This window comes from Collinsella aerofaciens (assembly GCF_020181355.1).
Lineage (GTDB): Bacteria > Actinomycetota > Coriobacteriia > Coriobacteriales > Coriobacteriaceae > Collinsella.
Genome location: NZ_CP084004.1, coordinates 967,571 through 993,718, shown reverse-complemented (window position 1 = coordinate 993,718; position 26,148 = coordinate 967,571). Strand labels below are relative to the sequence as shown.

General features: G+C 60.2%; 23 protein-coding genes. 6 read left to right on the top strand and 17 right to left on the bottom strand.

The annotated features are described in order from the left end of the window. Nucleotides 1-9: 9 nt before the first annotated feature. The 8 genes from LCQ44_RS04295 to LCQ44_RS04260 form a co-directional block, all read right to left on the bottom strand. Nucleotides 10-1,353, bottom strand: a complete 1,344-nt coding sequence (locus tag LCQ44_RS04295; protein WP_225094151.1) for a histidine kinase — start codon at nt 1,351-1,353, stop codon at nt 10-12. Further along, the gene (locus LCQ44_RS04290; protein ID WP_225094150.1) at nt 1,350-2,537 is read right to left on the bottom strand and encodes a glycosyltransferase; all 1,188 of its coding nucleotides are present in this window, start codon (nt 2,535-2,537) and stop codon (nt 1,350-1,352) included. The genes LCQ44_RS04295 and LCQ44_RS04290 overlap by 4 nt, the downstream gene beginning before the upstream one ends. 171 nt (nt 2,538-2,708) lie before the next feature. Next, a complete protein-coding gene (locus LCQ44_RS04285; protein WP_225094149.1) occupies nt 2,709-3,968 on the bottom strand; it encodes an MFS transporter in 1,260 nt (419 codons plus the stop codon). 101 nt (nt 3,969-4,069) lie between these two features. Continuing rightward, the gene (locus LCQ44_RS04280) at nt 4,070-5,014 is read right to left on the bottom strand and encodes a zinc dependent phospholipase C family protein (protein ID WP_225094148.1); all 945 of its coding nucleotides are present in this window, start codon (nt 5,012-5,014) and stop codon (nt 4,070-4,072) included. A gap of 92 nt (nt 5,015-5,106) precedes the next feature. Next, the gene (locus LCQ44_RS04275; RefSeq protein ID WP_055285284.1) at nt 5,107-5,841 is read right to left on the bottom strand and encodes a LytR/AlgR family response regulator transcription factor; all 735 of its coding nucleotides are present in this window, start codon (nt 5,839-5,841) and stop codon (nt 5,107-5,109) included. Nucleotides 5,842-5,879: 38 nt separating this feature from the next. After that, nucleotides 5,880-7,271, bottom strand: a complete 1,392-nt coding sequence (locus LCQ44_RS04270; RefSeq protein WP_225094147.1) for a sensor histidine kinase — start codon at nt 7,269-7,271, stop codon at nt 5,880-5,882. 112 nt (nt 7,272-7,383) lie between these two features. Continuing rightward, on the bottom strand, nt 7,384-8,661 hold the full coding sequence (locus LCQ44_RS04265; RefSeq protein ID WP_055285286.1) for a metal-dependent hydrolase family protein: 1,278 nt from the start codon (nt 8,659-8,661) through the stop codon (nt 7,384-7,386). Between the two features lie 131 nt (nt 8,662-8,792). Then, the gene (locus LCQ44_RS04260; RefSeq protein ID WP_225094146.1) at nt 8,793-10,244 is read right to left on the bottom strand and encodes an APC family permease; all 1,452 of its coding nucleotides are present in this window, start codon (nt 10,242-10,244) and stop codon (nt 8,793-8,795) included. 564 nt (nt 10,245-10,808) lie between these two features. Here LCQ44_RS04260 and LCQ44_RS04255 point away from each other — a divergent pair. Continuing rightward, nucleotides 10,809-11,639: a C39 family peptidase gene (locus tag LCQ44_RS04255; RefSeq protein WP_225094145.1), complete on the top strand. Its 831-nt coding sequence runs from the start codon at nt 10,809-10,811 to the stop codon at nt 11,637-11,639. A gap of 93 nt (nt 11,640-11,732) precedes the next feature. Here LCQ44_RS04255 and LCQ44_RS04250 read toward each other — a convergent pair whose 3' ends face one another. From LCQ44_RS04250 to LCQ44_RS04225, 6 genes are all read right to left on the bottom strand, one after another. Beyond that, nucleotides 11,733-12,575 (bottom strand): IS3 family transposase, encoded by an 843-nt coding sequence (locus LCQ44_RS04250; protein WP_263634096.1) that lies wholly within the window; start codon nt 12,573-12,575, stop codon nt 11,733-11,735. A gap of 29 nt (nt 12,576-12,604) precedes the next feature. Continuing rightward, a complete protein-coding gene (locus LCQ44_RS04245) occupies nt 12,605-13,096 on the bottom strand; it encodes a helix-turn-helix domain-containing protein (protein ID WP_117736974.1) in 492 nt (163 codons plus the stop codon). A gap of 129 nt (nt 13,097-13,225) precedes the next feature. Next, nucleotides 13,226-14,188 carry a carbamate kinase gene (gene arcC, locus LCQ44_RS04240; protein WP_225094144.1) on the bottom strand — a complete coding sequence of 321 codons (963 nt, stop codon included), beginning with the start codon at nt 14,186-14,188 and terminating at the stop codon, nt 13,226-13,228. 23 nt (nt 14,189-14,211) lie between these two features. Beyond that, entirely contained in the window at nt 14,212-15,219 is a 1,008-nt protein-coding gene (gene argF / locus LCQ44_RS04235; RefSeq protein ID WP_118273749.1) for an ornithine carbamoyltransferase, read from the bottom strand. An 84-nt stretch (nt 15,220-15,303) separates the two neighbouring features. After that, the gene (locus LCQ44_RS04230; RefSeq protein WP_118273748.1) at nt 15,304-16,548 is read right to left on the bottom strand and encodes an arginine deiminase; all 1,245 of its coding nucleotides are present in this window, start codon (nt 16,546-16,548) and stop codon (nt 15,304-15,306) included. 41 nt (nt 16,549-16,589) lie between these two features. Then, nucleotides 16,590-18,026 carry a YfcC family protein gene (locus LCQ44_RS04225; RefSeq protein WP_225094143.1) on the bottom strand — a complete coding sequence of 479 codons (1,437 nt, stop codon included), beginning with the start codon at nt 18,024-18,026 and terminating at the stop codon, nt 16,590-16,592. Between the two features lie 277 nt (nt 18,027-18,303). Here LCQ44_RS04225 and LCQ44_RS04220 point away from each other — a divergent pair, with 277 nt between their 5' ends. The 3 genes from LCQ44_RS04220 (at nt 18,304) to LCQ44_RS04210 (ending at nt 21,501) form a co-directional block, all read left to right on the top strand. Then, the gene (locus LCQ44_RS04220; RefSeq protein ID WP_225094142.1) at nt 18,304-19,554 is read left to right on the top strand and encodes an arginine deiminase; all 1,251 of its coding nucleotides are present in this window, start codon (nt 18,304-18,306) and stop codon (nt 19,552-19,554) included. 1 nt (nt 19,555) lies between these two features. Next, complete coding sequence (locus tag LCQ44_RS10090; RefSeq protein WP_225094141.1) at nt 19,556-20,206, top strand: LexA family transcriptional regulator; 651 nt, start codon at nt 19,556-19,558, stop codon at nt 20,204-20,206. Between the two features lie 173 nt (nt 20,207-20,379). Further along, nucleotides 20,380-21,501 (top strand): IS110 family RNA-guided transposase, encoded by a 1,122-nt coding sequence (locus LCQ44_RS04210; protein ID WP_225093737.1) that lies wholly within the window; start codon nt 20,380-20,382, stop codon nt 21,499-21,501. A gap of 379 nt (nt 21,502-21,880) precedes the next feature. On the opposite strand, the gene arcC (LCQ44_RS04205) is transcribed toward LCQ44_RS04210, so the two are convergent. Beyond that, complete coding sequence (gene arcC, locus LCQ44_RS04205) at nt 21,881-22,843, bottom strand: carbamate kinase (protein ID WP_225094140.1); 963 nt, start codon at nt 22,841-22,843, stop codon at nt 21,881-21,883. Nucleotides 22,844-23,446: 603 nt separating this feature from the next. Here arcC (LCQ44_RS04205) and LCQ44_RS04200 point away from each other — a divergent pair. Further along, complete coding sequence (locus LCQ44_RS04200) at nt 23,447-23,863, top strand: DUF3830 family protein (RefSeq protein ID WP_225094139.1); 417 nt, start codon at nt 23,447-23,449, stop codon at nt 23,861-23,863. Between the two features lie 2 nt (nt 23,864-23,865). Continuing rightward, nucleotides 23,866-24,390, top strand: coding sequence for a hypothetical protein (locus LCQ44_RS04195; RefSeq protein ID WP_225094138.1), 525 nt, complete (start codon nt 23,866-23,868; stop codon nt 24,388-24,390). A gap of 289 nt (nt 24,391-24,679) precedes the next feature. Here LCQ44_RS04195 and LCQ44_RS04190 read toward each other — a convergent pair whose 3' ends face one another. After that, nucleotides 24,680-25,531 carry an IS3 family transposase gene (locus LCQ44_RS04190; protein ID WP_263634064.1) on the bottom strand — a complete coding sequence of 284 codons (852 nt, stop codon included), beginning with the start codon at nt 25,529-25,531 and terminating at the stop codon, nt 24,680-24,682. Nucleotides 25,532-25,551: 20 nt separating this feature from the next. Then, a complete protein-coding gene (locus tag LCQ44_RS04185) occupies nt 25,552-26,043 on the bottom strand; it encodes a helix-turn-helix domain-containing protein (RefSeq protein WP_225093191.1) in 492 nt (163 codons plus the stop codon). Nucleotides 26,044-26,148: the final 105 nt, after the last annotated feature.

Here is a 26,148-nt window from a genome sequence, read left to right as displayed (position 1 = left end):
CCTTTTATTTTACTCTTGAATGTCAAAGATGCTCTCTGACAAATCAAGATGAAGGAGCACTTTGGTGCCCTTGCCCGGCGCCGATTCGACACGCGTATAGGAGTGCGGCCCATAAAAGCGATGGATGCGCTCCGAAATATTGTGCATGGCCACACCGGCGCCGCCACCCTGGGGAGAGCTGGCGTCGGGACGGGCAGAACGCTCGTCAAACAGTCTGGCGGCGGTACCCTCATCCATGCCCACGCCATTATCGGCCACGGCAATCAAGATTGCATCCTCGCCGTCTTGGTGAACGGTCACGTCGATCCTCAGGGCGTCGTCATCGCCCATACCATGACGCACGGCGTTCTCGACAATCGGCTGGATCACGAACGCCGGCACCAGCGTATCTTCCACGTCCTCGGACACATCGAACGTCGCAAGCACGCGATCCTCGCCAAAGCGGGCCTTCTCAAAGGTAAGGTAGCGCTTGGTCTGTGCGACCTCGCGCGAGACCGGAATAAGCGATCCCGAGTTGTCGAGCGTGGCACGATAGAACGATGAGAACTCACGAAGCAGTTCGCGGGCCCGCAGCGGGTCGGTGCGCGTAAACGATGCAATGGTGTTCAGCGTGTTGAACAGGAAGTGCGGGTTAATCTGCGCCTGCAGCGCACGCACCTCGGCGCGCGCCGTGAGTTCCTTTTGCACCTCGAGCTCGTGGATGGCGAGCTGCGTGGACAAGATCTCGGCAAAGCCCGAGGCAAGCGCATACTGGGTACGGTCGACGGCGCGCGGGGTCTTGTAGTAGAACTTGAGCGTGCCGACGGTACGATCGCCCACCTTGATGGGGGCGATAATGCCGGCGGGGACTTGGTTGTGCGAGCCGTCCGAGCCCACGACATCCACCATACGGTTGAACGACTGCACGATGCCATGTTCGATAACGTAGCGTGTGGCAAGCGTGTGGATGGGAGTATCGGGCAGCAGTTTTTCCTCAAACTCGCCCGCGCAGGCCAGCACGTTGCCCTCGTCGGTGATGGCAACCGTCATGGCGCGCGTCTCGGGCAAAATACGCTGGCACACCAGACGCGCCGACTCCTGCGTCAGGCCGCCTTTGATGTCCTCGAGCATGGCAGAGGCCACCGAGAGCGTCTCTTCGGTGTACTGCGAACGCACCGAATCGGGATTGAGCGTCAAATAGATAAAAATGCACAGAAAGATGCACAGCAGTGCGCAGGCGACCACGGTCGCGATTGGCTCGATTCCGGTCGCCAGGGCGAAAATAAAGTACACCAGCACGCAAATGGCGCAGACAACGGCGATCACGCGAAAGATTGATATTGAGTTATCGCGCTGGGCGCGGCGGTCGATCATTCAGTCCCCTCCAGGATGCTGGTCAGTTGTGCGTCGCGCCAGAGCCCGTCCATGATCTTGGGCCAGAAGCTCTGAAAACGCAGGTAGCTTGCAGCGTTTTGGCGTGCGTAGGTCTTGGCCTCGTCAATACCGTGGCGCCAAATGCGTAGATACCCCTCGTGCTCGCGGGTAAACATGCTGCGGACCATGGCGGTCTTGCGCACGCGCTCGTCGAGCTCGCGCGAAATCCACGGACCCGGATAGGGCATGAGCGACGCGGCCGTGACGGGGACGAGCTCCTGCTGGTGCGCGGCAAATGTCAGCTTGGCACGCTCGTAGTACCAACGGTACACATCCTGCATAAAGCGCGGCGAGCGCTTCTCGGACTCGGGCGGCAGGTGACGAACGGTCCACTCGTTGTCAAACCACACGTCGTAGCCAAACATGCGCATGTTAAAGAGGTAGTCCAGGTCCTCGCCTCGGGTGATAAACGGGTCAAACGCCACACGGGTAAAGGCGCGGGCATGAAGTGCCATGAGGCCGCCGCACACGTAGTTTGAACGCGAGATACGGGTGCCCGAGAGTGCCTTTTTCATCCAGCGATTAAACTCGATGCGCTTGGTCCACCAACGATGGCAAATGCCCACCTTGTCCGTGGGCGCCAACGGCGATCCGTCGCGATCGTAAAAGTAACCGCTCTTAACCAAAATCGGCAGGCCCTGACGCGTCTGCTGGCCCAGCGCATAGGTCGCGCGCTTCATAAAGTCGGCATCGATAACGGTCTCGTCGTCATCCAAAAAGACGACGGCATCGTGGCCGAGCACCGCAGCGCAGGCAAGCCCCATATTGCGAATGGCGCCGTATCCGCGCAGGCTCACGCACTCGCCCGAGCCCTTGGGAGCAATCTGCGCCACACGGTCGGCGATACGCGATGCCTGGGTGTTGGTAACTACGGTGACTTTGAGCGTAGGGTGCGCGTTGACGATTTCGTGCACGCGCTTCGACACATCCGCCGTAGCCGAGATGGGACAGACCACCAAAAGGATAATCCTCGGAATGTCGCGCACCTGCTCGAGCGAGGCCAGGCAGCGGTCGAGCTCGGGATTGGTGGCGTCAAGCTTCGTCGAGTGGTCATAGGCGCCGGGAGCGTTTGCACGGGCATCATCGCCCGCCCAATATGTTGGAATCACAACCGTGGCGTTCATGCCTTACCCTCCCTGCAACACAAAAACGGGACGCCGCCAAACACAGGCGACGCCCCGCGACCTAGCTGATTCCATCATACCCACTTGGGCAAATCATTGCTCGCAAGTCGCAATGTTTATTGCGGATAACCCCAAAAGAGTACCGTGGACAGGCACAATAGCCGCTCGCTCCTATGCGGCATGCCCTGCCGCCCGAGTCATGCGGGACAGGCGGACCAGCAGCATAAAGCCAACGACCAGCAGCACACCAATGGAAAGGACGCCCAGCGACGGGTTGCCGGTCAGCGAGGTGACGACCGACACCAGGAAGGTGCCCATAACGCTTGCATAACGACCGAAGATGTCAAAGAAGCCGTAGTACTCGTTGGACTTTTCCTTGGGGATAATGCGGCCAAAGTAGCTACGGCTGAGCGCCTGCACGCCACCCTGGAACAGGCCGACCATAATGGCAAGCACCCAGAATTCAAAGGCGGTCTTTAGGAAGAACGCGGCGAACAGCACAATGCCCATGTAGGCGGCGACCGCCACCAAGATCATGTTGAGCGTGCCCACGCGTCCGGCGAGCTTGCCGTAGATGATGGCGGATGGAAAGGCCACGAACTGCGTAACGAGCAGCGCAAGCACCAGCTGCGTCGAATCGATGCCCAAGGCCGATCCGTAACTGGTGGCCATGGAAATGACCGTGTGCACACCGTCGATATAGAAGAAGAACGCGATCATGTAGACCAGCACGGTCTTGTTGTGGGCGATCTCGCGCATGGTGTGTCCGACCTCGGAGAACACACCGCCCACGATGTGGCCAATGGTGTCCTCGGGACCGCGCTCGCGACCGTACTTTTGCTTATAGGTGCGAATGAGCGGCAGGGTAAAGATGAGCCACCAGGCACCAGTGATGATAAACGACAGACGCGTCGCCAGCATGGTAGGGACGCCAAGAGCGGGGCCACCCATGATGAGCGCCAGGCAGATGACGAACGGCACGGTGGAACCGATGTAGCCCCAGGCATAGCCCGAGCTGGACACGGCGTCCATGCGCTCGTCGGTGGTAATGTCGGGCAGCATGGCGTCGTAGAACGTCATAGAAGAGTTAAGGCCGATGGTGCACAGCACGTACACGGTCAAAAATGCCATGGCGGACATTGGGATAGCCTGCGCCAGGCAAAGCACCAGGCCCGTGAGGAAGAAGCCCAAGAAGAACTTGATCTTGTTGCCGGCGTAGTCGGCAAGCGCGCCCAGAATGGGCATGAGCATGGCGATGACCAGCGAGGCGATCGTCTGTGCATTGCCCCAGGCGACCACCAGGTCGGCCGAGGAAGCGCCGGTATTGATGGCGTTAAAGTAAATGGGCACCACCGAGGTATTGAGCAGCACGAGGGCCGAATTGCCCACATCATACATAACCCAGTTACGCTCGAGCTTGGTGTATTTCATGGACAGGGACCCTTCGTATTCGCCCGATATGCAGTTAGTTCATCGTACCCCAATTGTCCAGAACCGCCGGTAAGGATTCGGCAAAGGGGCACGCACGAGCCCTATTCCTCGCGGTCGAACTCCTCATCGGCATTGAGCACGCGACCGCTGTAGTTGACGTGACTGGTCACGGCATCCATGTCACCGGTCTCGATAAAACGTGCGACCGTGCACTCGTAATCGACCAGCGCGCGATCAAAGACCTCGGGGAAACTCTCGTTCGAGACCTCGTCGGTAAAGGGATTCTTCCATGTCAGATGGCCCAGGTTACCGGTGCGCTCGGGCAGCTCCGTCGTCACGCGATGGGCAAGGCCGTCGAGCAGCGAGTAGTCGTGCACCAAGCCCTCAACCAGCGAGATCGCGCGCGTCTTTGCGGAGCCGGCCGGCTCAATCGCGCGGTAAAGTCGCTGCATATTGGCAACGGCAGCACCGTACTCCCCCGCCGGAATGTCAATGCCATACACGCGTCCGGCAACATAGCTCATCAGCACGCCGGCCACGCGATTGATGCGATCGGTGGTGACGATCTCGCCCGCCGGCGGGTAATCGTCGACCGTAGCGCCATCGCGTTTAAGCTGCAGCATCAGTACATCCAGGTCGCTCTCGATCACGGCATGGACCTGACTGCTCGAATCCTCAAGCTCTGAATCGGACTCCACGATGCCAAACTGCTGCTCATAGACAAAGGGATGGGCGTTGCGGTCGAGCACGTAATGAGACAGCAGGCCCAACGCAAAGGCGCGACCCAAGCTGGCATCGCGCGGCTGCAGGTGCGACACGCCGTCGCGCAGGCACGCGAACTGGCGAGACATGCGCGACCGATGCATGACCTGCGCCAGCAGCGTGCAGTCGGAAACACGCGGTGTCAGAATGTGAAAGAAAAACGGGTCGGGGCCTTGGTTGCCCAAGATAAAGGCAATGCGCTCTTCATCGGACGTGATGACGCCCTGCGGAAGACGGTCGATGCTTTCCTCGCCAAACAGATGATGGGTGATAAGCGCGGGCATAATGATCCTTTCGATTTCATTCGATGCCACCCATTATGCCCACCGCGCGCCCATGCCAAACCTGCGATGGTAAACGACGGCACGCAAGCCTCTTACGCAAGCCCCAGGTGCGACTTGACCTCGGCGGCACGACGACGGGACACCGGTACCGTCGAGTTCACGCGGTCGAGCCTGAGCTCCATCAACCCCGTGGAGCCAATCTCAACATTGTGCACGTCTTCCAAATTGACCAGGTAGCTGCGATGAACGCGAATAAAGCCCTCGGAGTCCAAGCGACGCTCGAGCGAAGAGATCGACTCATTGATCAGGTACGTTCCCTCGGCGCAGATGGCGTTGCAAAAATCGGCGCGCGCCTCAAAGTAGCAGACGTCTGCGGCGGGAATGAACACCTTTTTGCCCCCGCGGTCCACCGTCAGACGCAAAGGCTGGCGCGGAGCATGGATAACACGACGGGCACCCAAGGCTGCCTCGATCTTGTCGAGTGCCTTTGACAGGCGTGCGTCCTCGACCGGCTTGACGACATAGTCGACCGCATCGAGGTTATACGCATCAGCGGCAAATTCGGCAAACGCCGTCACAAACACAACCACCGGCGGCGTCTTTAGGTTCTGCAGCGTCTCGGCAAGCTCAATTCCCGAGCGACCGGGCATGGTAATGTCTAAAAACAACACGTCGGGCTTGTTCGACAGAATCGACTCCACGGCTTCGGTGACATTGCCCGCCTCGGCAATCTGACCCACACGCGTATCCTTTTCCAACAGATAGCGTAGCTCAGCCCTAATTGGAGGCTCGTCATCAACCACCAAGATGTTCCAGCCTTCGGACATATGTGCTTCCCCTCTTTTTCTCTCAATCCAACCGCGTGCTACGCCGTCAACGGCGCCGGCTCATGCGGCTCGCCGTTCAGCTCGACGATGACCTGCGTTCCCACGCCCTCCTGGGACTTCACGCGCATGCCGGAATCTTCTCCGTAAAAGAAATGGATGCGCTGAAGCACGTTGAAGAGCGCCAGGCCGCAACCTCGCTTGACGGAGCCGTCGGCGGTAATGCTCTCGGGCTCCTCCAAGCGATGCTGCTCAAACAGATGCGCGCAGACCTCTTCGCTCATACCGATGCCATCGTCCTCGACGATGATCTCCAAACCGTCATCGGTCTCGAAAGCCCTAACATGAATAGAAAGCGGCTCGGTCTCGCGCTGCGCGTGCTTGATGCAGTTTTCGAGCAACGGCTGCAAGATAAACGGCGGCACCAGGCTGTCGCGCACCTCAAAGTCGATATCGACCGAGACGCGCAGACGGCCGTCGCCATAACGAGCCTGCATAAGATTGATATAGCGAGTGCCCTGTTCCACCTCGTGCTCGAGCGTGGTGAGCGTATCGGAATCAGAAAGCGTCTGACGGTAGTAATTGGAAAAGTCGATCAGCAGCGACCTGGCCTTGTCCGGCTCGGTACGCACGAGCGACACGATGGTGCTGATGGTGTTAAACAGAAAATGAGGATCGACCTGCGATTGCAAGGCGCGCAGCTCCACGCGGGCCGTAAGCTCGTCCTGGCGCTCGAGCTCAAAGCTCGCAAGCTGCGTGGAAATGAGGTCGGCAAAGCCCGAGGCAAGCGCCGTCTGGCGCATATCGATGCTGCTCAGACGGGGATAATACAGCTCGAGCGTGCCCACGCAATGCCCGCGCACGGTAAGCGGTGCGACAATACCGGCGCGCAGGCGCGGAAAGTAGCCACCTGTCTCGGTCGAGGCATCGCGCGAGAACACGCTTTGCTCACCGCTGTTGATCACGTTGAGCGTAGTCCGCAGCACCACCGGGGTGCCCGCGGGGCATTTTGCCGAGTCCTCGCCCCAGCTTGCCAACACCTGCTTGCCGTCGGTAAAGCAGATGGCAGAGGCGATAGTTTCGGACAGGATGATCTTAGAGGCGCCCAGGGCAGCTTCGGGCGTAAGGCCGCGCGACGTGTAGGCGAATATTTTTGAAGCGATGGCGAGCGTGCGGTCGGTTGCGCTCGATGTGAGGTCGTCGGGAACGACAAAGACGTACGAGAAGAAGAAGCACAGCATGACCAAGCCGGCAATGACGACAACGGCCGGAACGGGATTGGGATTATCGGTTAGATCCCAGATGAGCAGCAGGATAAGCAGCGGAACGACAATACCGAGCAAGATGGCTTGAACCACATGCTGAGCGGTACGAAAGACCTTGGTAGAGTTGTAGCTCTTGCCCAGAATCAGCCTATTGAGATCCACCGTCATCTCCTTCTTACCGACGCACCCCATAGCAATAAAGAGGGCCGCAAGCGACCCTCTCCATTGCATTATGCAATCAAATACTGTGTTTTACATCAAGCCATCGATGAACGGTAGCTTAGGCGCTGTACTTGTTTGCCTCGCCGAAGGTGCCGCCCTCGACAATCCAGCCGTCCTTCATGATGACGTCCATGTTGTCGGTGTTGAGCACGTGGATGTCGGCGGCGACGTCACCGTTGACGACCAGCAGGTCGGCGCACTTGCCGGCCTCGATGGACCCGGTCTCGTCCTCGATGTGGCACATCTTGGCACCGTTGAGGGTGGCGCAGGTGATGGTCTCGACCGGAGTGAAGCCGATCTTGTCGACGAACTCGTACATCTCCTCGATGGAGCAGGTGCCGTACGGGGTGACGAAGGAGAAGGAGTCGGAGCCGATCGTCATGACGACGCCGCGCTTCTTGGCCTCGCGCAGGCAGTCGTAGTTGCGCTGCAGCTCCTTCTCGACCAGGGTGCCCTCGTACTTGTCGTGCAGCTCGGGGACGTAGACGGGCGGATAGGTGGCGTACCAGGTGGGCAGGAAAGCGATCGTCGGGGTGAAGAAGGTGCCCTGCTCGGCCATGAGGTCCATGGTGCGCTCATCGATATCGAAGCCGTGAATCAGCTGCTCGCAGCCAAAGCGAACGGAATCGTAGGCAGCGGCGTGGTTGTTGTAGCAGTGGCTCCACACGGGGATGCCGACCATCTTTGCCTCTTCGACCACGGCCTGGATCTCCTCGGAGCAGTAGTGCTGGTCGCGGCCGGAGTCCCAGCGCCAGATGCCGCCACCGGTAGCCCAGATCTTGATGGCATCGGGGTTCTCACGCAGGCGACGGCGGACGGCCTTGCGCAGATCCCAAGGACCGTCGACCTGATCGCCCCAGGGGTGCGATTCCTTGTTGAGCTCCTGGCTGCAGTGGTGGGAGTCGCCGTGGCCGGCAACGCGGCAGAAGCCAAGGCCGGTGGCCAGAACGCGCGGGCCCTTGAAGACGCCCTTGTCGATGCAGTCACGGATCTGGATACCAAAGCGGCCGATCTCGCAGACGGTGGTGAGGCCGTGGGTGAGGCAGTCGTAGGCCTGCTTGACGGCGACGGCCTGCTTCTCGAGGAGCGGCTGCATGACCCAGTCGGTGTCATCGTCGGTCAAGTTGCCCGAGAAGTGCAGGTGGGTGTCGATCAGGCCGGGAAGGACGGTCTTGCCGGCGGCGTCGATGACCTCAACGCCCTCGGGAAGGTCCTGCATGGCGCCGGCGTACTCGATCTTGCCGTTGTCATCGACGAGAACGAGGGAGTTCTCGACCGGCTCGGCACCGGTACCGTCGATGAGCTTGCCGCCAACGATTGCATACTTAGTGGACATGGTTCCTCCTTATGGATCCATATAGTGGGCGAGGCCGTGTTGGGTTAAGGCCTCACAAAGCTACCCAAGTGGCGCCGGGTTCGGTGCGCGGAAGAGAGGGGCCCGCGCACCTGATCCGCCCCGGCTCGGCGTTACTTTTTGCGGGAATTGGTGAAGGCCATGAGAGCCAGGCCGACGGCCAGCCAGCCAATCACGATACTCCACTCCACCATGTTGAGGGAGGCGGGAGAGAACGGAATCACGAGCAGGCCGATGATGATGGCGCAGGCAGCGATAGCGAGGCCGATGCCAAACTTGCCGCCGGGCACCTCGTAGGGACGAGGCAGGTCGGGCTCGGTGAAGCGCATGCGCAGGCAGGCGAGGGCGACCATGCCGCAGGAGAAGATGAAGGCGAGAGCCGACACGTTGGTCAGAGGAATGAGCATGTTCTTGCCCAGGAACGGACCGATGACGGTGATGACGCCCAGAACGACGCAGGCAAGCTTGGGAGCGCCGGACTTGGGGTCGACCTCGGCGAACTGCTCGGGCAGCTGGCCCTTGCGGCCCATGGCGAGCATGATGCGGCTCGTGGCGCCGTAGAAGGAGTTCATCGGACCCATGGGTCCAAGCGTAGCGATGACGAGCATGGCCAGGTACAGGAGCATGTTGATGCCCTTGAGGCAGGCGAGCGCGGGAACCGGGCTCTTAACGAACTCATGCCAGTCGAGGATGGTGCCGAACGAGTAGATACAGACCATGTAGAAGCCGCCGGCGGCCAGCAGTGCCAGGGAGATGATCTTGCCGAACTTGTTCCAGTTGAGGCCCTCGGCTGCTTCCTCAGCCTGCTGAGGAATGGTGTCGAAGCCGGCGTAGAAGAACGGAGTCAGAACCAAGACCGACACGATGCCGGCGAACAGGCTGGTGCTCTCGGTAGCGGCCTTGCCGCCGCCAGCGCCGGCGACCTGGGAGAACACGGGCATGGCGTTGTCCGGCGAGCCGGTGAACAGCGAGACGCCCATGGCGAGCAGCATGCCGCAGAGCAGGGCCTTGGTCAGGAAGGCCTGGAGTTTGGCAGCCGAGCTGGCGCCGCGGAAGTTGAGGAAGATGACGTAGACTGCAAAGCCGAGCGCGATCAGCGTCGGGAACAGGTAGACGTCGGCCCCCAGTATGGTGTAGAGCTTGACGGCGCGCAGCCACTCAAGGCCGGGCAGGCTGCCGAACATCTCGGACACGAGGGTCGAAATGGCGATGGCCTCCCACGGGCACAGGATGCCGTTGCCCAGGGCCAAAAGCCATCCGGTGATGTAGCTCAGCGTACGGCCAAAGCTACGATCGACATACTCGACGATGCCGCCCGAGATGGGGATAGCAGCCGTGAGCTCACCGAAAACAGCTCCGACGGGCACGAGGAAGATTGCACCCAAGAGGAATGCAATCATAGCGGGAACGGGACCGCCGCCCACGACCATCCAGTCGCCGACCTGCAGAACCCAACCGGTACCGATGATGGCACCGAAACCGATGGTGAAGAAGTTCCAGAGCGAAAGCGTTTTCTTCATGCCGCCGTTATCCTCGACTGCAACTTCTGCGTTCTTGTCCGCCATTGTTCCCCTCCTTTCCTTTTTGACGTCCCTTGACGTCACCCCTTGCGCGGTCTGTTTTGCCGCGCTCTTTTATTTTGTGGCTTTAAGATACGGCCTTGGCGCAGCAGCTCCGCTTGTAGCTCGACCGAAGGCAGAACTGCAAAACGAGCGGCGCCGTTTTTGGGACGAACGGCACGGTTTGCCGTTCATTGTTGCCGCCCGTCCGACGGGCGTACGCTCATCGGACGCATATAGAGTTGTTTTTGAGGCCGTGTGTTTTGCGCCTTTCGTACCGTTTACCGAGCTTTTGACGCGCAGACCCATTTGTTGCACATCTTTTTTGTAGGATAGACAGGTTATACATGAGACAAGGCGGTACGAATGGCATACGGATACAACGACGGTGATCAACGGCGACAAAGCGTTCGCCTTGCTGGCCGCACCACGCCGACGCCCAGAAGTGCCACGAGCAGCAATCCGCAACGCCCTCAAGAGCAACCCAGGCCTTCGTCTCGGCAGCAGACAAACAGAACACGGCAGAGTGGCCGTCCGAGCACGGGCACAAGCGCACAGCAAGATAGCCGCTTGGGCGCGCGCACTCGACAGCGCCAAGCCGAGGTTCCGCAACTGCGCCGCAACGGCGCACGTCAGCCCGGCATCCATATCAACCGCTTCTTTTCGCATCCCCAAGGCGGACGCGACGGCAAGCCCTACCGCTCGACATCGTACGTGAATGCCCCCGCCCTGCCGGCTCGTCGGCTTTGCCTCGCACTGTGCTCTATCCTCATCTGCCTGGTCTTTGTGCTTATGAGCTCCTGTATGTCCCACGGCTCGGCCGGTCTCGAGCCCACCGCCGAGGACAAGCTGCTCAAGGCCCCCGTCGCGCCCGGTTATTCTTTCGCCTTTTCGACCCCGCGCTCGCAATGGCAAGCCGGCACGATGCCCCATATCTATCAGATCGACCCTGCATGGTCGGAGCTGCCTTACGCCGGCGGTACCATCCGCCAAAATGCCTGCGGGCCTACGTGCCTCACCATGGTCTATATCTTTAAGACGGGACGCACCGATATGACTCCCGTCGATATGTGCGCGCTTTCCGAGGCAGGCAATTACGCCCCCACCGGTGCAACCGAATGGTCGTTTATGACGAGCGGTGCGTGGCAGTTGGGACTTAACGGAACGGAGCTTCATAACGATCGCGACTCGATGACTCAGGCGCTGCGTTCGGGAGCGCCCGTCATCGCCGCCGTTCGGCCGGGCACCTTTACCAACGTGGGCCACTACATTGTACTTTACGGTATTGACGACGCCGACCAGATTGAAGTCTTCGATCCCAACTCGGCCAGCCGCAGCGCCCGCCGCTGGGGCGTCGTAGAAGTCCTCAACGAAATCGAAGCCATGTGGGCCTACTACTAGTCATTTAAGAACGTCCCCAATGACTAGGTGAATAGCAAAAGCCCCGCAGTCGGAGTGAACTGCGTCCCAAATCTTGGACGCCCTAAATAGCGACTAGGCCGCGAGGGCCTGATTCCGGAACTCCTCCGGGGTCAGGCCCTTCAATCTTACCTGCCTCCGGCTCGTGTTCCAGTGGACTATGTATTCCTCCAGGTCGCGTTTGAAATCCTCGAACGTCTCCCACTCGCGGCCCCGGTAGAACTCGTCCTTGACGTGGCCGAAGAGCTGCTCGGTGGCGGCGTTGTCGATGCAGTTCGCCTTCCTGGACATGCTCTGGACGATGCCGGCGGCCTCGAGCCTGGATGTGTACGAGGCGTGCTGGTACTGCCAGCCCCGGTCCGAGTGCATGGTCGGGGCGGCGCCCTCGGGGATCTTGGACAGCAGCTCGTCGAGCATCCTGACCTGCTGGGCCATGTCGGGCGTGGTCGATATGTCGCTCGCCACGATCTCCTTGGTGCAGAAGTCCAGCGTCGGGGCCCAGTAGGCCTTGCCGCCCGCCACCTTGAACTCGGTGACGTCCGTTCCCAGCTTCCGCCACGGGGCCCCGGCGTCGAAATCCCTCGCGATCACGTTCTCGAACGTCCTGCCGACGACGCCCCTGTACGAGTTGTACCTGTGGTAGGCCGTCTCGCGTCTGATACCGCAGCGAATCCCCATCTCGCGCATCATCTTGAGCACGGTCTTGTCGGCTATCACGGTCCCCTCTTCCGCCCTGAGGCACATCGCTATCTGCCGGTGCCCGCAGCCGTTGGCGGTGCGCGAGAAGATCTCGGCGGCCGCCTCCCAGAGCTCGGGGCGCGTGGGCCTCGGCGGGTGCGCGAGGGCGTAGTAGTAGGTCGACCGCTTGAGCTCGGCGCATGCGAGCAAGTGCCCGAGCGCGTGCCCCTCGGCGCGCAGGGCCGCGACCGCTTCGGCCTTCGCCCTGGTCAGAGCCCGTCCCTCTCGACCAGGGCGCGTAATTTTTTTAGGTAGGCCACCTCGGCCTCGAGCCTACGGCACCGCTCCTCGAGCTCCTCCTCGCGGGTCCGCGGCCTCGCCTTGGAACCCTTCGGCCGGCCCTTGGGCCTCGGGCGCAGGGCCTCCGCGCCGCCCCGGCGGTATAGCGCGCACCACTTCTTGAGCGGCGACATCGACATTATGCCGAACGCCGCCATCGCCTCGGTCTTCGTCATGCCGCCGTCGACGACGGCGGAGGCGGCGGCGACCTTCTGCTCGTATGTGTACCTGCCCTGCTTTCCGTCCATGCGCAGCAGCACCTCGCTCCCGAATGCGCGGTATATCTCCTGCCATCTTCTCACGGCTTCCACGGGAAGCGAAAGGGCAATCGCGGCAGATTTATACCCGTGCCCGAGCTCGAAGAGCCCTATGGCCGCCTTCCTGGCCTCGATATCATGCTTCACTCTCAAATCAACGCGCATAAAGAAAGCCTCCCATTTCTCATGTCCAAGAAATGGGAGGCAGTTCAGAGCGGACTGCGGGGCTCATGAAGAGAGGCTAGTTTGTGGGCGCTTTGCTTGGCGCCCACGAGAGAGGCAACAGAGTAGAGACTACTCGTGGATGCGGGTGCCGGAGAGGCCGGCCATGGTCTCGGCGGCCTTGTCCAGGGCGCCGATGATGCAGGTGCGGCCCTTGCGGGAACGGGCGAACTTGATGGCGGCGCGGACCTTGGGCTCCATGGAGCCCTTGCCGAACTGGCCCTCGTCGGCCAGGCGCTCGGCCTCGTCGGCGGTGATGTCCTCGAGCTCCTCCTGGTCGGGCTTGCCGAAGTTGATGGCGACGTGCTCGACGGCGGTCAGCAGGAACAGGACGTCGGCGTCGCAGTCCTCGGCCAGCAGCTCGCCGCCCAGGTCCTTGTCGATGACGGCGGGAACGCCCTTGTAGCAGCCCTTGTTCTCGTAGTCGCGGACGACGGGGATGCCGCCGCCACCGCAGGCGATGACGATGAACTCGTTGTCGAGCAGGTTGAGGATGGAGTCGGCCTCGACGATCTTCTTGGGATCGGGGGAGGCGACGACGCGGCGCCAGCCGCGGCCGGAATCCTCGACGAAGACCTTGGAGGGGTCCTCGGCCATGAACTCCTTGGCCTGCTCCTCGGTGTAGAAGGGGCCGATCGGCTTGGTCGGGTTCTTGAACGCGGGGTCGTCGGGGTCGCACTCGATCTGGGTGACGACGGTTGCGGCGTGCCAGCGCTTGTAGCGCTTGTGCATCTCGCGGCCGATGCCCTGCTGCAGGTGGTAGCCGATGTAGCCCTGGGACATGGCGCCGCACTCGGGCAGCGGCATCTCGGGGGTGCCGATGGCGTCGTGGGCGGCGGCGAAGGCGTTCTGGATCATGCCGACCTGCGGGCCGTTGCCGTGGGTGATGATGATCTCGTTACCCTGCTCGATAAGACCGAGGAGAGCGTGGGCGGTGTTGCTCACGGCCTCGATCTGCTCGACGGGGTTGTTGCCGAGGGCGTTGCCGCCGAGGGCGACGACAATACGATCGGGCTTACCGTACGGTTTACTCATAGTATTCGTTCACTTCCCAGCTACTAGCGAAGCGTCGCGTACATCATGGCCTTAATGGTATGCATGCGGTTCTCGGCCTCCTGGAACACGCGAGACTGCGCGCTCTCAAAGACCTCGTCGGAAACCTCCATCTCGGTCACGCCGAACTTCTCGGCAATCTCGGCGCCGATGGTGGTCTGCGTGTCGTGGAAGCTCGGCAGGCAGTGCATAAAGATGGCGCCGGGGTTTGCCTTGGCCATGACCTCGGGCGTTACTCGATAGGGAGAGAGAAGATCGATTCGGCTCTTCCACAGCTCCTCAGCCTGGCCCATACCGACCCAAACGTCCGTATAGATCACGTCTGCATCCTTGACGCCCTCATCGATATCCTCAGTGAGCTGGATCGTGCAGCCATTCTGAGCGGCGATCTCCTGGCAGCGCTCAAGAAGCTCGGGGTCAAAATGCGTAGCGCCCTCGACGTCGCCCTTGGGCCCGCAGGAGCAGAAGTTGATGCCCAGTTTGGCACAGATGACCATAAGGGAGTCACTTACATTGCCCTGCTCCTTGCCCATGTAAGTGAGCTTCATGCCGCGCGTGTCGCCAAACTCCTCACGCATGGTAAGAATGTCGGCAAGGGCCTGGGTGGGATGGTACTCATTGGTCAGACCGTTCCAGACGGGAACGCCGGCCTTGGCGGCAAGCTCCTCGACGATCGACTGGTCGGAGCCGCGATACTCAATACCGTCATACATGCGACCGAGCACGCGGGCGGTATCCTCGATGGACTCTTTCTTGCCCATCTGCGACGAGCCGGGGTCGAGGTAGGTTACGCCCATGCCCAGGTCCATACCGCCGACCTCGAAGGCGCAGCGTGTGCGCGTAGAGGTCTTCTCAAACAGCAGAACAATGTTCTTGCCCTCGAGAAAGCGGTGCGGATAACCGGCGCGCTTCATATCCTTAAAGTTTTTAGCCAGATCGAGCATGTACTCGATTTCCTCGGACGTGAAGTCAAGCAGGGTGAGAACGCTTCGACCAGAAATATTCAGAGACATGATTTGAGTCCTTTCGATTGTTGGGACAAACAAGAAGGGATGGGCGACGCGGATGCGAACGCCGCCCAGATACGCTAGCGTTGGTTAGATTTCCTCACGCCAGAACGGCATGGTCATGCAGCGCGGGCCGCCGCGGCCGCGAGAAAGCTCCTCGGAGGGGGCGACGAGCAGCTCGACGCCGGCCTTGTAAAGGGCATCGTTGGTGACAACGTTGCGCTCATATACGCAGACCTTGCCCGGCGCGACCGCAAGAGTGTTGGAACCATCGTTCCACTGCTCACGAGAAGCCTCGATCGGGTCGCCACCACCGCACTCAATCATGGTGATGTGGTCCATACCCGTCGCAAGCTCGAGGATATGCTGCAGGGTGCCCTCGAGTTCCTCGATACGTACCTCCCCCTCCGTATCGCCCTTGGTCAGGCGGTAGGCACGAAGCGTCTGGTAGATGCCGGGGTAAACCGTGAACTTATCACGATCGACCTGCGTGCAAACGGTGTCGAGATGCATGTAGGCATAGCCGTGCGGAATCTTGATGGCATAGATGTTCTCGATTTCGGCCTCATCAGAACCCCAGAACATATTCTTGGCGAGCTCATCGATGGCCGCAGTCTGGGTACGCTCGGAAATACCTATGGCGAGCGTCTTGGCGTTGATGTTGAGAATATCACCGCCCTCAATATGCCACTCGCTGTTGTGGTCGTACCAGATGGGGCTACCGGCGTAATCGGGATGGTTGCGGAGCACCGTTTCGTAGAAGATTACCTCGCGGTTGCGCTGATTCCAGTACATGCGGTTCATGGTAGCGCCCTTGCCCACGACGGCCAAGGGGTCACGGGAGAAATACGAGGCGGGCATGGGGAAGAGAACCATGTCGTCGCCCTTCAGCTCGTCGCCGTCCAGGCTGGCAAGAGAGCCGCCGACATGCGGGATCTCGAGGTCGCGTACATACAGTCCGCCCATAGCCGTAAGGACAAACTCCTTGTTGTCCTTGATGGAATCGAGCTTCTCGACAACCGCCTGGCGAAGAGCAGCGTTCTTGATACCCGACTCATCCATGAACTTTCCCATGAACTGAGCACGCGCGCCCTCGACCTTATCGAACGTCTCGGCAACCAGGTCTTCCATATAGACGACCTCGGCACCAGCGCCGCGAAGAAGGTCGGTAAACTGATCGTGCTCCTTCTGGGCATAGTCCAAATAGAACGCGTCATGAATCCAGACGCGGTCGAAATCCTCCGCCTTCATGTTTACAAGATCCATACCGGGGCGATGGACGCACACCTTCTTAAGGGCGCCAATCTCGCTATGAACGTTCAGACCTTTGTTCATCTCTATCCTTCTTTCTCACAACTTGTATATGGGGTTTGCTTTTACGGCAGGGGGATAAGACCCGAAACCGCAGTGAATGCCATGCAGATAACGCTTACGACCAGGAAGAATTTCCAAGCGACCTTCCACCACTGGCCAAGCGGAATCTTGCAGACGCCAAGACCGGCAACGAGCATCGCGCTTGTTGGCGAAATGAGAGACATGGCCGCGCTGCCCATGGAAAGACCAGTAACTGCAGCCTCGGGGTTTAAGCCCATCAGCTCAACAAGCGGGCCGAAAATGGGAATCGTAAGAGCAGCGATGCCCGAGGAGCTCGGAACGAGGATCGACAGAAGGTTATCCACGACATAGAGGATGCTCGTAAAGATAACGGCTGGAACTCCAGTGAGAGCCGTGGCGAGCGTATTGAGAATCGTATCGATGATGAGGCCGTCATTGGCGATTACGAGGATTCCGCGGGCAAGTCCAACAACGATGGCAGAGAACGCGAAGTCTGCAATTCCCTTAACGAACTCGCCGGCGATTTCCTTCTCATTCATCCCGGAAACAACACCCGAAAGAAGGGCCATGGCCAAGAAAATCGCAGAGATTTCGTTCATGTACCAGCCCTGGGCTACCAGGCCCCAAATGATAGCGCCAAGTCCAAGCACGAAAATAACCATGACGGCTTTTTGCCTAGCGGTGAACTCGCTATCGAGGAGATTCTCGTCCGCGCCAAACTCTTTTCGCTTCTCGATATCATCGTGGAAAGCGGGGGATGCTTCGGGGTTTTTCTTAACCTTGAGGGCATACATTACAACCCATGCGACGCCAACCGCAGTAAGCACGACAAGGGCGATAGTGCGCAGCCAAAGCTGAGGGTTGCCTTGGATGCCGAGGATGCCCTGAGAAATCAGAACGTTAAACGGATTGACGGTAGATGCGATGTATCCGATACGGGCGCCCACAAACACCGTCATGAACGCCGTAATTGAGTCGAAGCCCATGGCCATCATGATCGGCATAAGAATCGCAAAGAACGGAAGCGTTTCCTCTGCCATACCAAAGGTGCTGCCACCCAAGGCAAAGAGCACCATTAGGATCGGGATGATGAGGACGTCCTTGCTCTTGAACTTCTTCACCACTCGAGCAACGCCGCTCGTGATGGCTCCGGTCGCCGTGATGACCTGGAAGGAACCTCCCACAATCAAAATGAACGCAACGACCTCGACCGCTTGCTGGATACCGATCGCAGGAGCCTCAAGCACTTCGAAGACACCTTGGCGAAGATCAACCTCGTTGCCGTCCTCGTCCGTATAGACCTTATCGACAGGCGCATAGGTGCCCGAAACTGTTACCTCGCGGCCGTTAACCTCCTGGCGTTCAAACGAACCCGAAGGCACGACCCAGGTCAAAACGGCAAATACGGCCATCAAGACGAGAATGATGGTGTATACGTGCGGGACTCGAAAGGCACGCTTCTTTTCTGTCTCTGCCATCTCTCCTCCTTAATTCAGGGGTTATTCGTTGCCGGCAAAGCCATTGTGTCATCGCGCAAAGCACCCTTCCGCCCCAGCGCCCGCCAACGAAGGGCATCGACCCGTAAACGGATTACAGATTGATGTAATTTGTCAATTATCTTTACAAGTTGATGGTTAGCGTCAATTACTAAACCGGTTCGTGCCATTCGCCTGTGACAAATATGATGTAAATTGAAACAAACTCGTAATGTGCCACTATGGAAGCAATAAATACTCACCGCCAAAGCGAGGTCACATGTCCGCATTGCATGTTCAAAACGAAATAGGAAAGCTAAAAAAGGTCCTCCTGCACTGTCCCGGCCCCGAAACGTGCAACTACCCCGACGGGCAGTTCAATCAAGTCTTTACGCTGCGCCCTTCTAGCAACTCGTTTGATCTTGAAAAGGCTCTTAGGGAGCATCATGCTTACTCGGCAATACTCGAGCACGAAGGGGTAGAGATTCTCTATCTTGAAAACCTTCTTGCCGAAGCCCTTGATGCGACAGAGCGGGCGCGTCACTCTTTTATCGATAGCTACATTTCAGAATGCGGCGCGCGAGGCATTGAGCTCGAATCTGCCATTCGCGTGTATCTCGAGCGCATCGAAGGCCCCCGTGCTCTGGCTCAAGCAGCGGTCAATGGCATCCGCTACTCCCAGGTCTTCGATACGGATAAGGAGGTATTCAGCCTCGCAAAGCTGACGGGCGATGCATACTCGCCTGACGACCTTCTCGTAAGCCCCCTTAACACCATGTGGTTCACTCGCGATCCGGCAAGCGTCATCGGCGAAGGTGTCACGCTCAACCATATGTACTGGCCAGAGCGCAACCGTGAGGTTATCGCCTATAAAACGATTTTTACGTATCACCCGGATTTCCGCGAGACTCCCCAGTTCTTCAAGCATGAATCGACTTTCCACATTGAAGGCGGCGACCTGCACAACCTCAACAGCGAAAACGTAGCCGTTGGAATCTCCCAGCGAACCGAGCCGGCGGCGATAGACACTCTAGCGAATAACTTGCTCTGGGATGAGAACTCGACTATTGAGTCCGTATGGGCCATTCAGGTCCCCTACGATGACCTCTGCATTCATCTCGACACATATTTCACTCGCGTTGGCTACGAGACATTCCTCGTTGCCCGTGAACTTCTCGACCAAGCGCGGGTCTACCGCATCACACGGGGCAGATCGGAAAGGACAACCCGGGCGAGCCATGTCGAAGGCGGACTGAAAGAAGCGTTGAGATTGGCCTTGGGCTCAAATTCGCTGCAATTTATCCCTTGCGGTGGCTCAAATCCCGGAGCGGCAGAGGTCGAAAGGTCCAACAATGCCACAAGCACCCTTTGTTTGGAGCCCGGCAAGGTCTGCGTTTACGAAGAAAACGCCGAAACCAACAAAGCGCTGGAGCAGGCAGGTATTGAACTTGTCCCCATCTCTATCTTCGAGCTGACAAACGGCTTTGGCGGTCCCAACTGCCTCTGCCTTCCCCTCGTCCGCGCTTCATAACATGGGAACGGGTCAAAACATAAAGGCGCTTCGCAAGCGCGACCAGCTAACGCAGGAGGAGTTCGCAGCACTCATCGGCGTCTCCAAAGAAACGGTATGCCGCTGGGAAAAGGACCGCTATGCAATCCGCCGCTCAACGTTGCTCAAGATAGTATCGAAATTTAACCTGCAGCTCGATGACCTCACATCTGAAACCGCAGGGCTAGCCGCAAGGCTCGACCACGAGGAGCGGAAGGGGGAATCCAGAGAAGTTATTACTGATTCCCTTTGCGATGTATTTAAAATCCAGATGAATGGAGGCAGAACGGGACTTAAACAAACCGGAACAACCGCGCTTCCCTCATCCGTATTCAAGAAACATCGCGGGTGCTTCTTTGTTCAAATGGACACGTCCGCCATGTCCAAATGCTATCCGATTGGATCTCATCTCCTCGTGGATCCCAGTCTGAAACCCTGGAACGGATGCTCCGTCCTCGCTTTGGCCGATAATTCGAGAATCGTCATACGGCGTTATAGCACCGGCACAAACACCGTGATGCTCTCATCCCACTCATATCGCACATCGGAACCGGATATTGTGCTGGACAAACGCCGAATTAGGATTCTGGGAGTCATCGTTTGGTTCCAGGCGTCTCACGATCTGAGCGTCTAATCAAATTGGATCTTGCCCGCCCCCCATATGCTCACGCCTCAACAGACACTATGACCCAATCCGAGGGCACTAAAAAGATAGGAGCCCCCGCTCGTGACCGCGGGTCGGGGCTGCGACAATGATGTTGAAGTGCCATAGGCGCAGCCGCGCCGCAACGAGGTTGGGAGGCTCCCATGCCAAAGTATTCTACCGCGTTCGGGATGGACGTCCACCTGAGGTCGACCACCGTCTGCGCCCTCGACGCGGACACCGGCGAGGCCGTGACGAGGAGGTTCCCCGGCAACCCCTGGGGCGAGATCGCCGGGTGGATGGATGGGTTCCCCGGGCCGTCGCTCGCGGCCTACGAGAGCGGCTACCTCGGCTTCGCCCCGCAAAGGGAGCTCGCCGGGCTCGGCATCGAGTGCGTCGTCGCCGCGGTCTCGAAGATCCCCAGGTCGGCCGCCGACTCGGCCTCCAAGAACGACAGGAACGACGCCGCCAGGATGGCCAAGGCGATACTCGCCCACGACATCTCCCCCGTATGGGTCCCCTCCCCCGAGGTCGAAGGCATCAGGGACCTCGCCGGCGCCTACGACGGGGCGACCGCGCGCCTGGCGACCGCCAAGCAGCGGCTGCTCGCCTTCCTCGCAAAGCGGGGGTTCGTCTACGGCGGCACCACGCCCGCCGGCAACCCGAGGAAGTACTGGGCCTACGACTTCCTGAGGTGGCTCGACAAGGTCAGGCCGGAGGACGATGGCGGGGTTCGGGCGCTCGCCGCCCTGAGGAACGAGGTCGAGGCCGCGGCGGAGGCCCGGGCGGACCTGCTCTCCGAGTACAGGGCCGCCGTGGATGCCGGCCCGATCGCCGCGGAGGTGGCCGCCCTCCAGTCGATCAAGGGCTGCGCCTTCGCGCTGGCCGCAGCCTTCTCGGCCGAGGTCGGCGACTTCACGAGGTTCCGTTCCGGAAGGCAGGTCACGGCCTATTTCGGCCTCGCGCCGAGTCAGAGGTCGAGTGGCGACTCCGTGCGGCTCGGAGGCATCAGCGGTGCGGGCAACGCGCTCGTGAGGAAGCTGGCCGTTGAGGGCTCATGGTGCTACGCCGCGGCACGGCACCAGCCGAAGCTCATGCCAAGGGACACGGGCGTGCCCCTCGAGATAAGGATGCACGGGAGGAAGGGGTCCGAGCGGCTCCTGCGGCGGCGCGAGGAGATGCTCGCCCGCGGCATGCCCGCGGCGAAGGCCAACGCGGCCACCGCGGCCGAGCTCGTGAGGTGGCTCTGGGCCCTCGGCATGATGTGCCGGGAGGGCGCGGAATAGACATGGCCCCCGTCCCGGCGAGCCGGGCGGCCTTCGGGGATACCCCCTATTTCGCTGTGCGCGCGGAGCCCTCCGCATGCGCCTCGACAGACTTGGGGAACCCCGCCGAAGGAATGGAGTGCGGGCCGACAGAACGGTATCCGCGGATATGAGACTGAGCCGAAGGCGTCGATTACATGCCGGGGGCGGACCGGGACGGGTTAACGGCAGGCCCCGCCGACCGATTGCAAGCGGTCGGCGGGGCCATTGTGGCTCTTGACAGCGGATTGGGTCATATGAGCAAAAGCCCCGCAGTCGGAGCGGACTGCGGGGCTCATGAAGAGAGGCTAGTTTGTGGGCGCTTTGCTTGGCGCCCACGAGAGAGGCAACAGAGTAGAGACTACTCGTGGATGCGGGTACCGGAGAGGCCGGCCATGGTCTCGGCGGCCTTGTCCAGGGCGCCGATGATGCAGGTGCGGCCCTTGCGGGAACGGGCGAACTTGATGGCGGCGCGGACCTTGGGCTCCATGGAGCCCTTGCCGAACTGGCCCTCGTCGGCCAGGCGCTCGGCCTCGTCGGCGGTGATGTCCTCGAGCTCCTCCTGGTCGGGCTTGCCGAAGTTGATGGCGACGTGCTCGACGGCGGTCAGCAGGAACAGGACGTCGGCGTCGCAGTCCTCGGCCAGCAGCTCGCCGCCCAGGTCCTTGTCGATGACGGCGGGAACGCCCTTGTAGCAGCCCTTGTTCTCGTAGTCGCGGACGACGGGGATGCCGCCGCCACCGCAGGCGATGACGATGAACTCGTTGTCGAGCAGGTTGAGGATGGAGTCGGCCTCGACGATCTTCTTGGGATCGGGGGAGGCGACGACGCGGCGCCAGCCGCGGCCGGAATCCTCGACGAAGACCTTGGAGGGGTCCTCGGCCATGAACTCCTTGGCCTGCTCCTCGGTGTAGAAGGGGCCGATCGGCTTGGTCGGGTTCTTGAACGCGGGATCGTCGGGATCGCACTCGATCTGGGTGACGACGGTGGCGGCGTGCCAACGCTTATAGCGCTTGTGCATCTCGCGGCCGATGCCCTGCTGCAGGTGGTAGCCGATGTAGCCCTGGGACATGGCGCCGCACTCGGGCAGCGGCATCTCGGGGGTGCCGATGGCGTCGTGGGCGGCGGCGAAGGCGTTCTGGATCATGCCGACCTGCGGGCCGTTGCCGTGGGTGATGATGATCTCGTTGCCCTGCTCGATAAGACCGAGGAGCGCGTGGGCGGTGTTGCTCACGGCCTGGATCTGCTCGACGGGGTTGTTGCCGAGGGCGTTGCCGCCGAGGGCGACGACAATACGATCGGGCTTGCCAAGAGGCTTAGACATTGCTGGAATCCTTTCTGTAAAAGGCCTACAACCCATTAATAACTCGTGTCCGTGCGATACGCGAGTTTATTAAGGTTTATATTCCTGTTATCCCTCATTTTATTCATTTTGAAAATAGTTGAACGGTGAACGGTCGTTTTTACCCGCTCAGCGTAAAGAACCCCAGCTCACGCATATCTACGCCATTTACGTGCAACTTTATTTAAATAGAGCAGGGATTAGACCAGATTATGCAAACTATATCTTTGCTAAACACAAAACGGACAGCGCAAAATCTTACTCGCACTATACGAGATTCTATGCACTTATAAGACGAGTATGCACCCCTGCAAAAACAAGGGGCTTTTCATCCATCAAAAGGAATAGCCAAGACATCCTTGCCGCGCGGCGGACGAACAATGGCTGACCGCGCTATCTCCCTGTGCTACGAAAAATCAAACGAAGATATTGCTTTCACGTCTACGGCATGATACTTTAGCCGAGTACAGCACGGGCTGGGGCGACAGCTATCTGTCGTGAAGTTTGGGTTCGGCGACCCCGTGGCTGTCTTCTCCTTTATCCGCCAGCGAACCCCTTGAGCGACGGATTGAGGAGGTCCTACCTATGACAAAAATGCTCAAGATCACGCTGAATGACGAGACGTTTCTCGCCGACATGCTTTGGGACGAAGCGCCCGAGACATGTAAGCTATTCGAGGCGTCCTGCCCCGTGGAATCGCGCATCTTTTCGGCCAAGGTCTGCGATACCGAGGTGACCTATCCCGTATCGGGCCCCATCGCCAACTACGAGCACATCGAGAATCCCGTCTTTCACGAGCCGGCAGGCGCCGTGAGCTGGTATGGCGGCTGGTCGTCGGTCTGTATCTTCTTTGACGTGTGCGAGCCCTTTGGCACCTGCGACATGTTCGCCCGCATCTGCGAGGCCGACCGCGAGCGCTTTGCCGCCGCCTGCCGCAACGTCTGGGACAACCAGGGCATGTACATCAAAAACGAAATCGTCGAGATCGAAGCGGAGGCTTAGCCATGATGGATATCAACACCCTGCTCACACTCGACCTTGCCGAGTACGCCACTTCGCTTGAAGCCCTCGCCGACCAAATGATGCTCGAGGAGCCGCGCGACATCGACTACATGCGCCGCCGCAAACTCGACACCGGCCGCGAATTCGCAGTCTGGAACTTCACCGTCGGCTACTGCATGAACGCCGCCGACGCCCTCTCGCTCCTGCGAGCCCAGGCCAACGAAAACGCCAACGACGGCACCGCCGACCTAGCCACCCTCAAAAACAGCGCAGCCCGCCTGTGCGACTGGTTCTCGGGCGCCTTCGACGTCACCGGCAAAATGGACGACACAACCGCCATCCTCGCCCACAGCCGCGACCTCTACGCGCAGGTAGAGTCTCACGAGCAATTCGCAGCCCTCACCCGAGCCACCGAGCGCTACCTGGTCCAGCTCCAGTTTTGGGTCGACCGCCAGATTCCCTGGCCCGCCATCAGCGACCTCGTCCACGGCTACCGCCTACGCACCGAGTCCGGCGAGACAAGGTAAACCAACAAAGTCCCGCACAGGGACCCAAAGTAAAAATCAGAGGGCTGAAGACGCACACAACAGCGTCCTCAGCCCTTCCCCAAAGTAACGCGAGGTTTCGCGCAAAGCGCGAAACAGCGACCGGGACAAAAGGCCCTCTCAACCACGTCCTTCATCAGCCCACACAATCCGAGGACGTAGTCGTAGCAGGATCTGAGGGCTAACTTTCGCGGACACTCCGCAGGACGAAAGAACCCCCGCCGCACGTAGTGTGAACTGCGCCCCAAAACTTGGACGGCTTAAATAAGAACTACGCCGCAAGGGACTGTCTCCGGAACTCCTCCGGGGTCAGTCCCTTCAGTTTAACCTGGCGCCTCCTCGTGTTCCAATGGACCACGAAGTCGTCGAGGTCCGCCTTGAAGGACTCGAAGTCCGGCCACGTCCTTCCGCGGAAGAACTCGTCCTTGATGTGGCCGAACACCTGCTCCGTCGCGCCGTTGTCGATGCAGTTGCCCTTCCGGGACATGCTCTGCACCACGCCGGCCTCCTCCAACCGCCTGCACCAACCGGCCTGCTGGTACTGCCAGCCCATGTCCGAGTGCAGGATCGGCCTGGAGCCCTTGGGCTTCCTGGACACGAGCTGGTCGAGCAGCTCGTGCTGCTGAGCCATGTTGGGGTGCAGCGACGTGGACCAGGCGACGATCTCCTTGCTGCCGAAGTCGTAGACCGGCGCGAAGTAGGCCTTGCCCCAGGGCTGCTTGAACTCGGTGACGTCGGTGCCCATCTTCTCCCACGGCCCGTCGGCGGCGAAGTCGCGCCCGATGACGTTCTCGAAGGTCTTTCCGACCTTGCCCCTGTACGAGTTGTACCTGTGGTAGTCGGTCTCGCGGCGAATCCCGCAGCTGATGCCCATCTCGCGCATCATCTTCAGCACGGTCTTGTAGGCTATGCGCGCGCCCCGCTCGGCGCGCAGGCACATGGCGATCTGCCTGTGGCCGCACCCGTTGGCCGTGCGCGAGAATATCTCGGCGGCGGCCTCCCAGAGCTCGGGCCTGGTGGGAGCCTTCGGGTGCGACAGCGCGTAGTAGTAGCTGGACCGGGCCATGCCGGCGCACTCCAGCAGGCGCCCCAGCCCGTGCCCCTCTTCGCGCAGGACCCTCACGGCCTCGACCTTCGCCCTGGTCAGAGCCCGTCCCTCCCGACCAGGGCACGCAATTTTTTTAGGTAGGCCACCTCGGTCTCGAGCCTTCGGCAGCGCTCCTCGAGCTCCTCCTCGCGGGTCCGCGGCCTCGCCTTGGAACCGCTCGGCCGGCCCTTGGGCCTGGGCCTGAGCGCCTCGGCGCCGCCCTCGCGGTAGAGCGCGCACCATCTCTTGAGCGGCGCCAAGGACATGACCCCGAACGCCTCCATGGCGTCCCGCTTGCTCATGCCGCCGTCGACCACGGCCGAGGCGGCGGCGACCTTCTGCTCGTATGTGTACCTGGCCTGCTTGCCGTCCATGGATAGCAGCACCTCGCTTCCGAACGACCGGTATACGTAGAGCCATTGTCTCACGGTGTCGCGCGGGACCGACAGCGCCTTCGCCGCCGACTCGGAGCCGTGGCCTCGCTCGAAGAGCCCGATCGCCGCCTTCCTGGCCTCGATGTCGTGCTTCACCCTCAAGTCGACACGCATAAAAAGCCTCCCATTTCTCATGTCCAAGAAATGGGAGGCAGTTCAGTGCGCAGCGGGGGTTCTTTCATGTCCGAGGACGTCCGCGAAAGTTAGCCCTCAGATCCT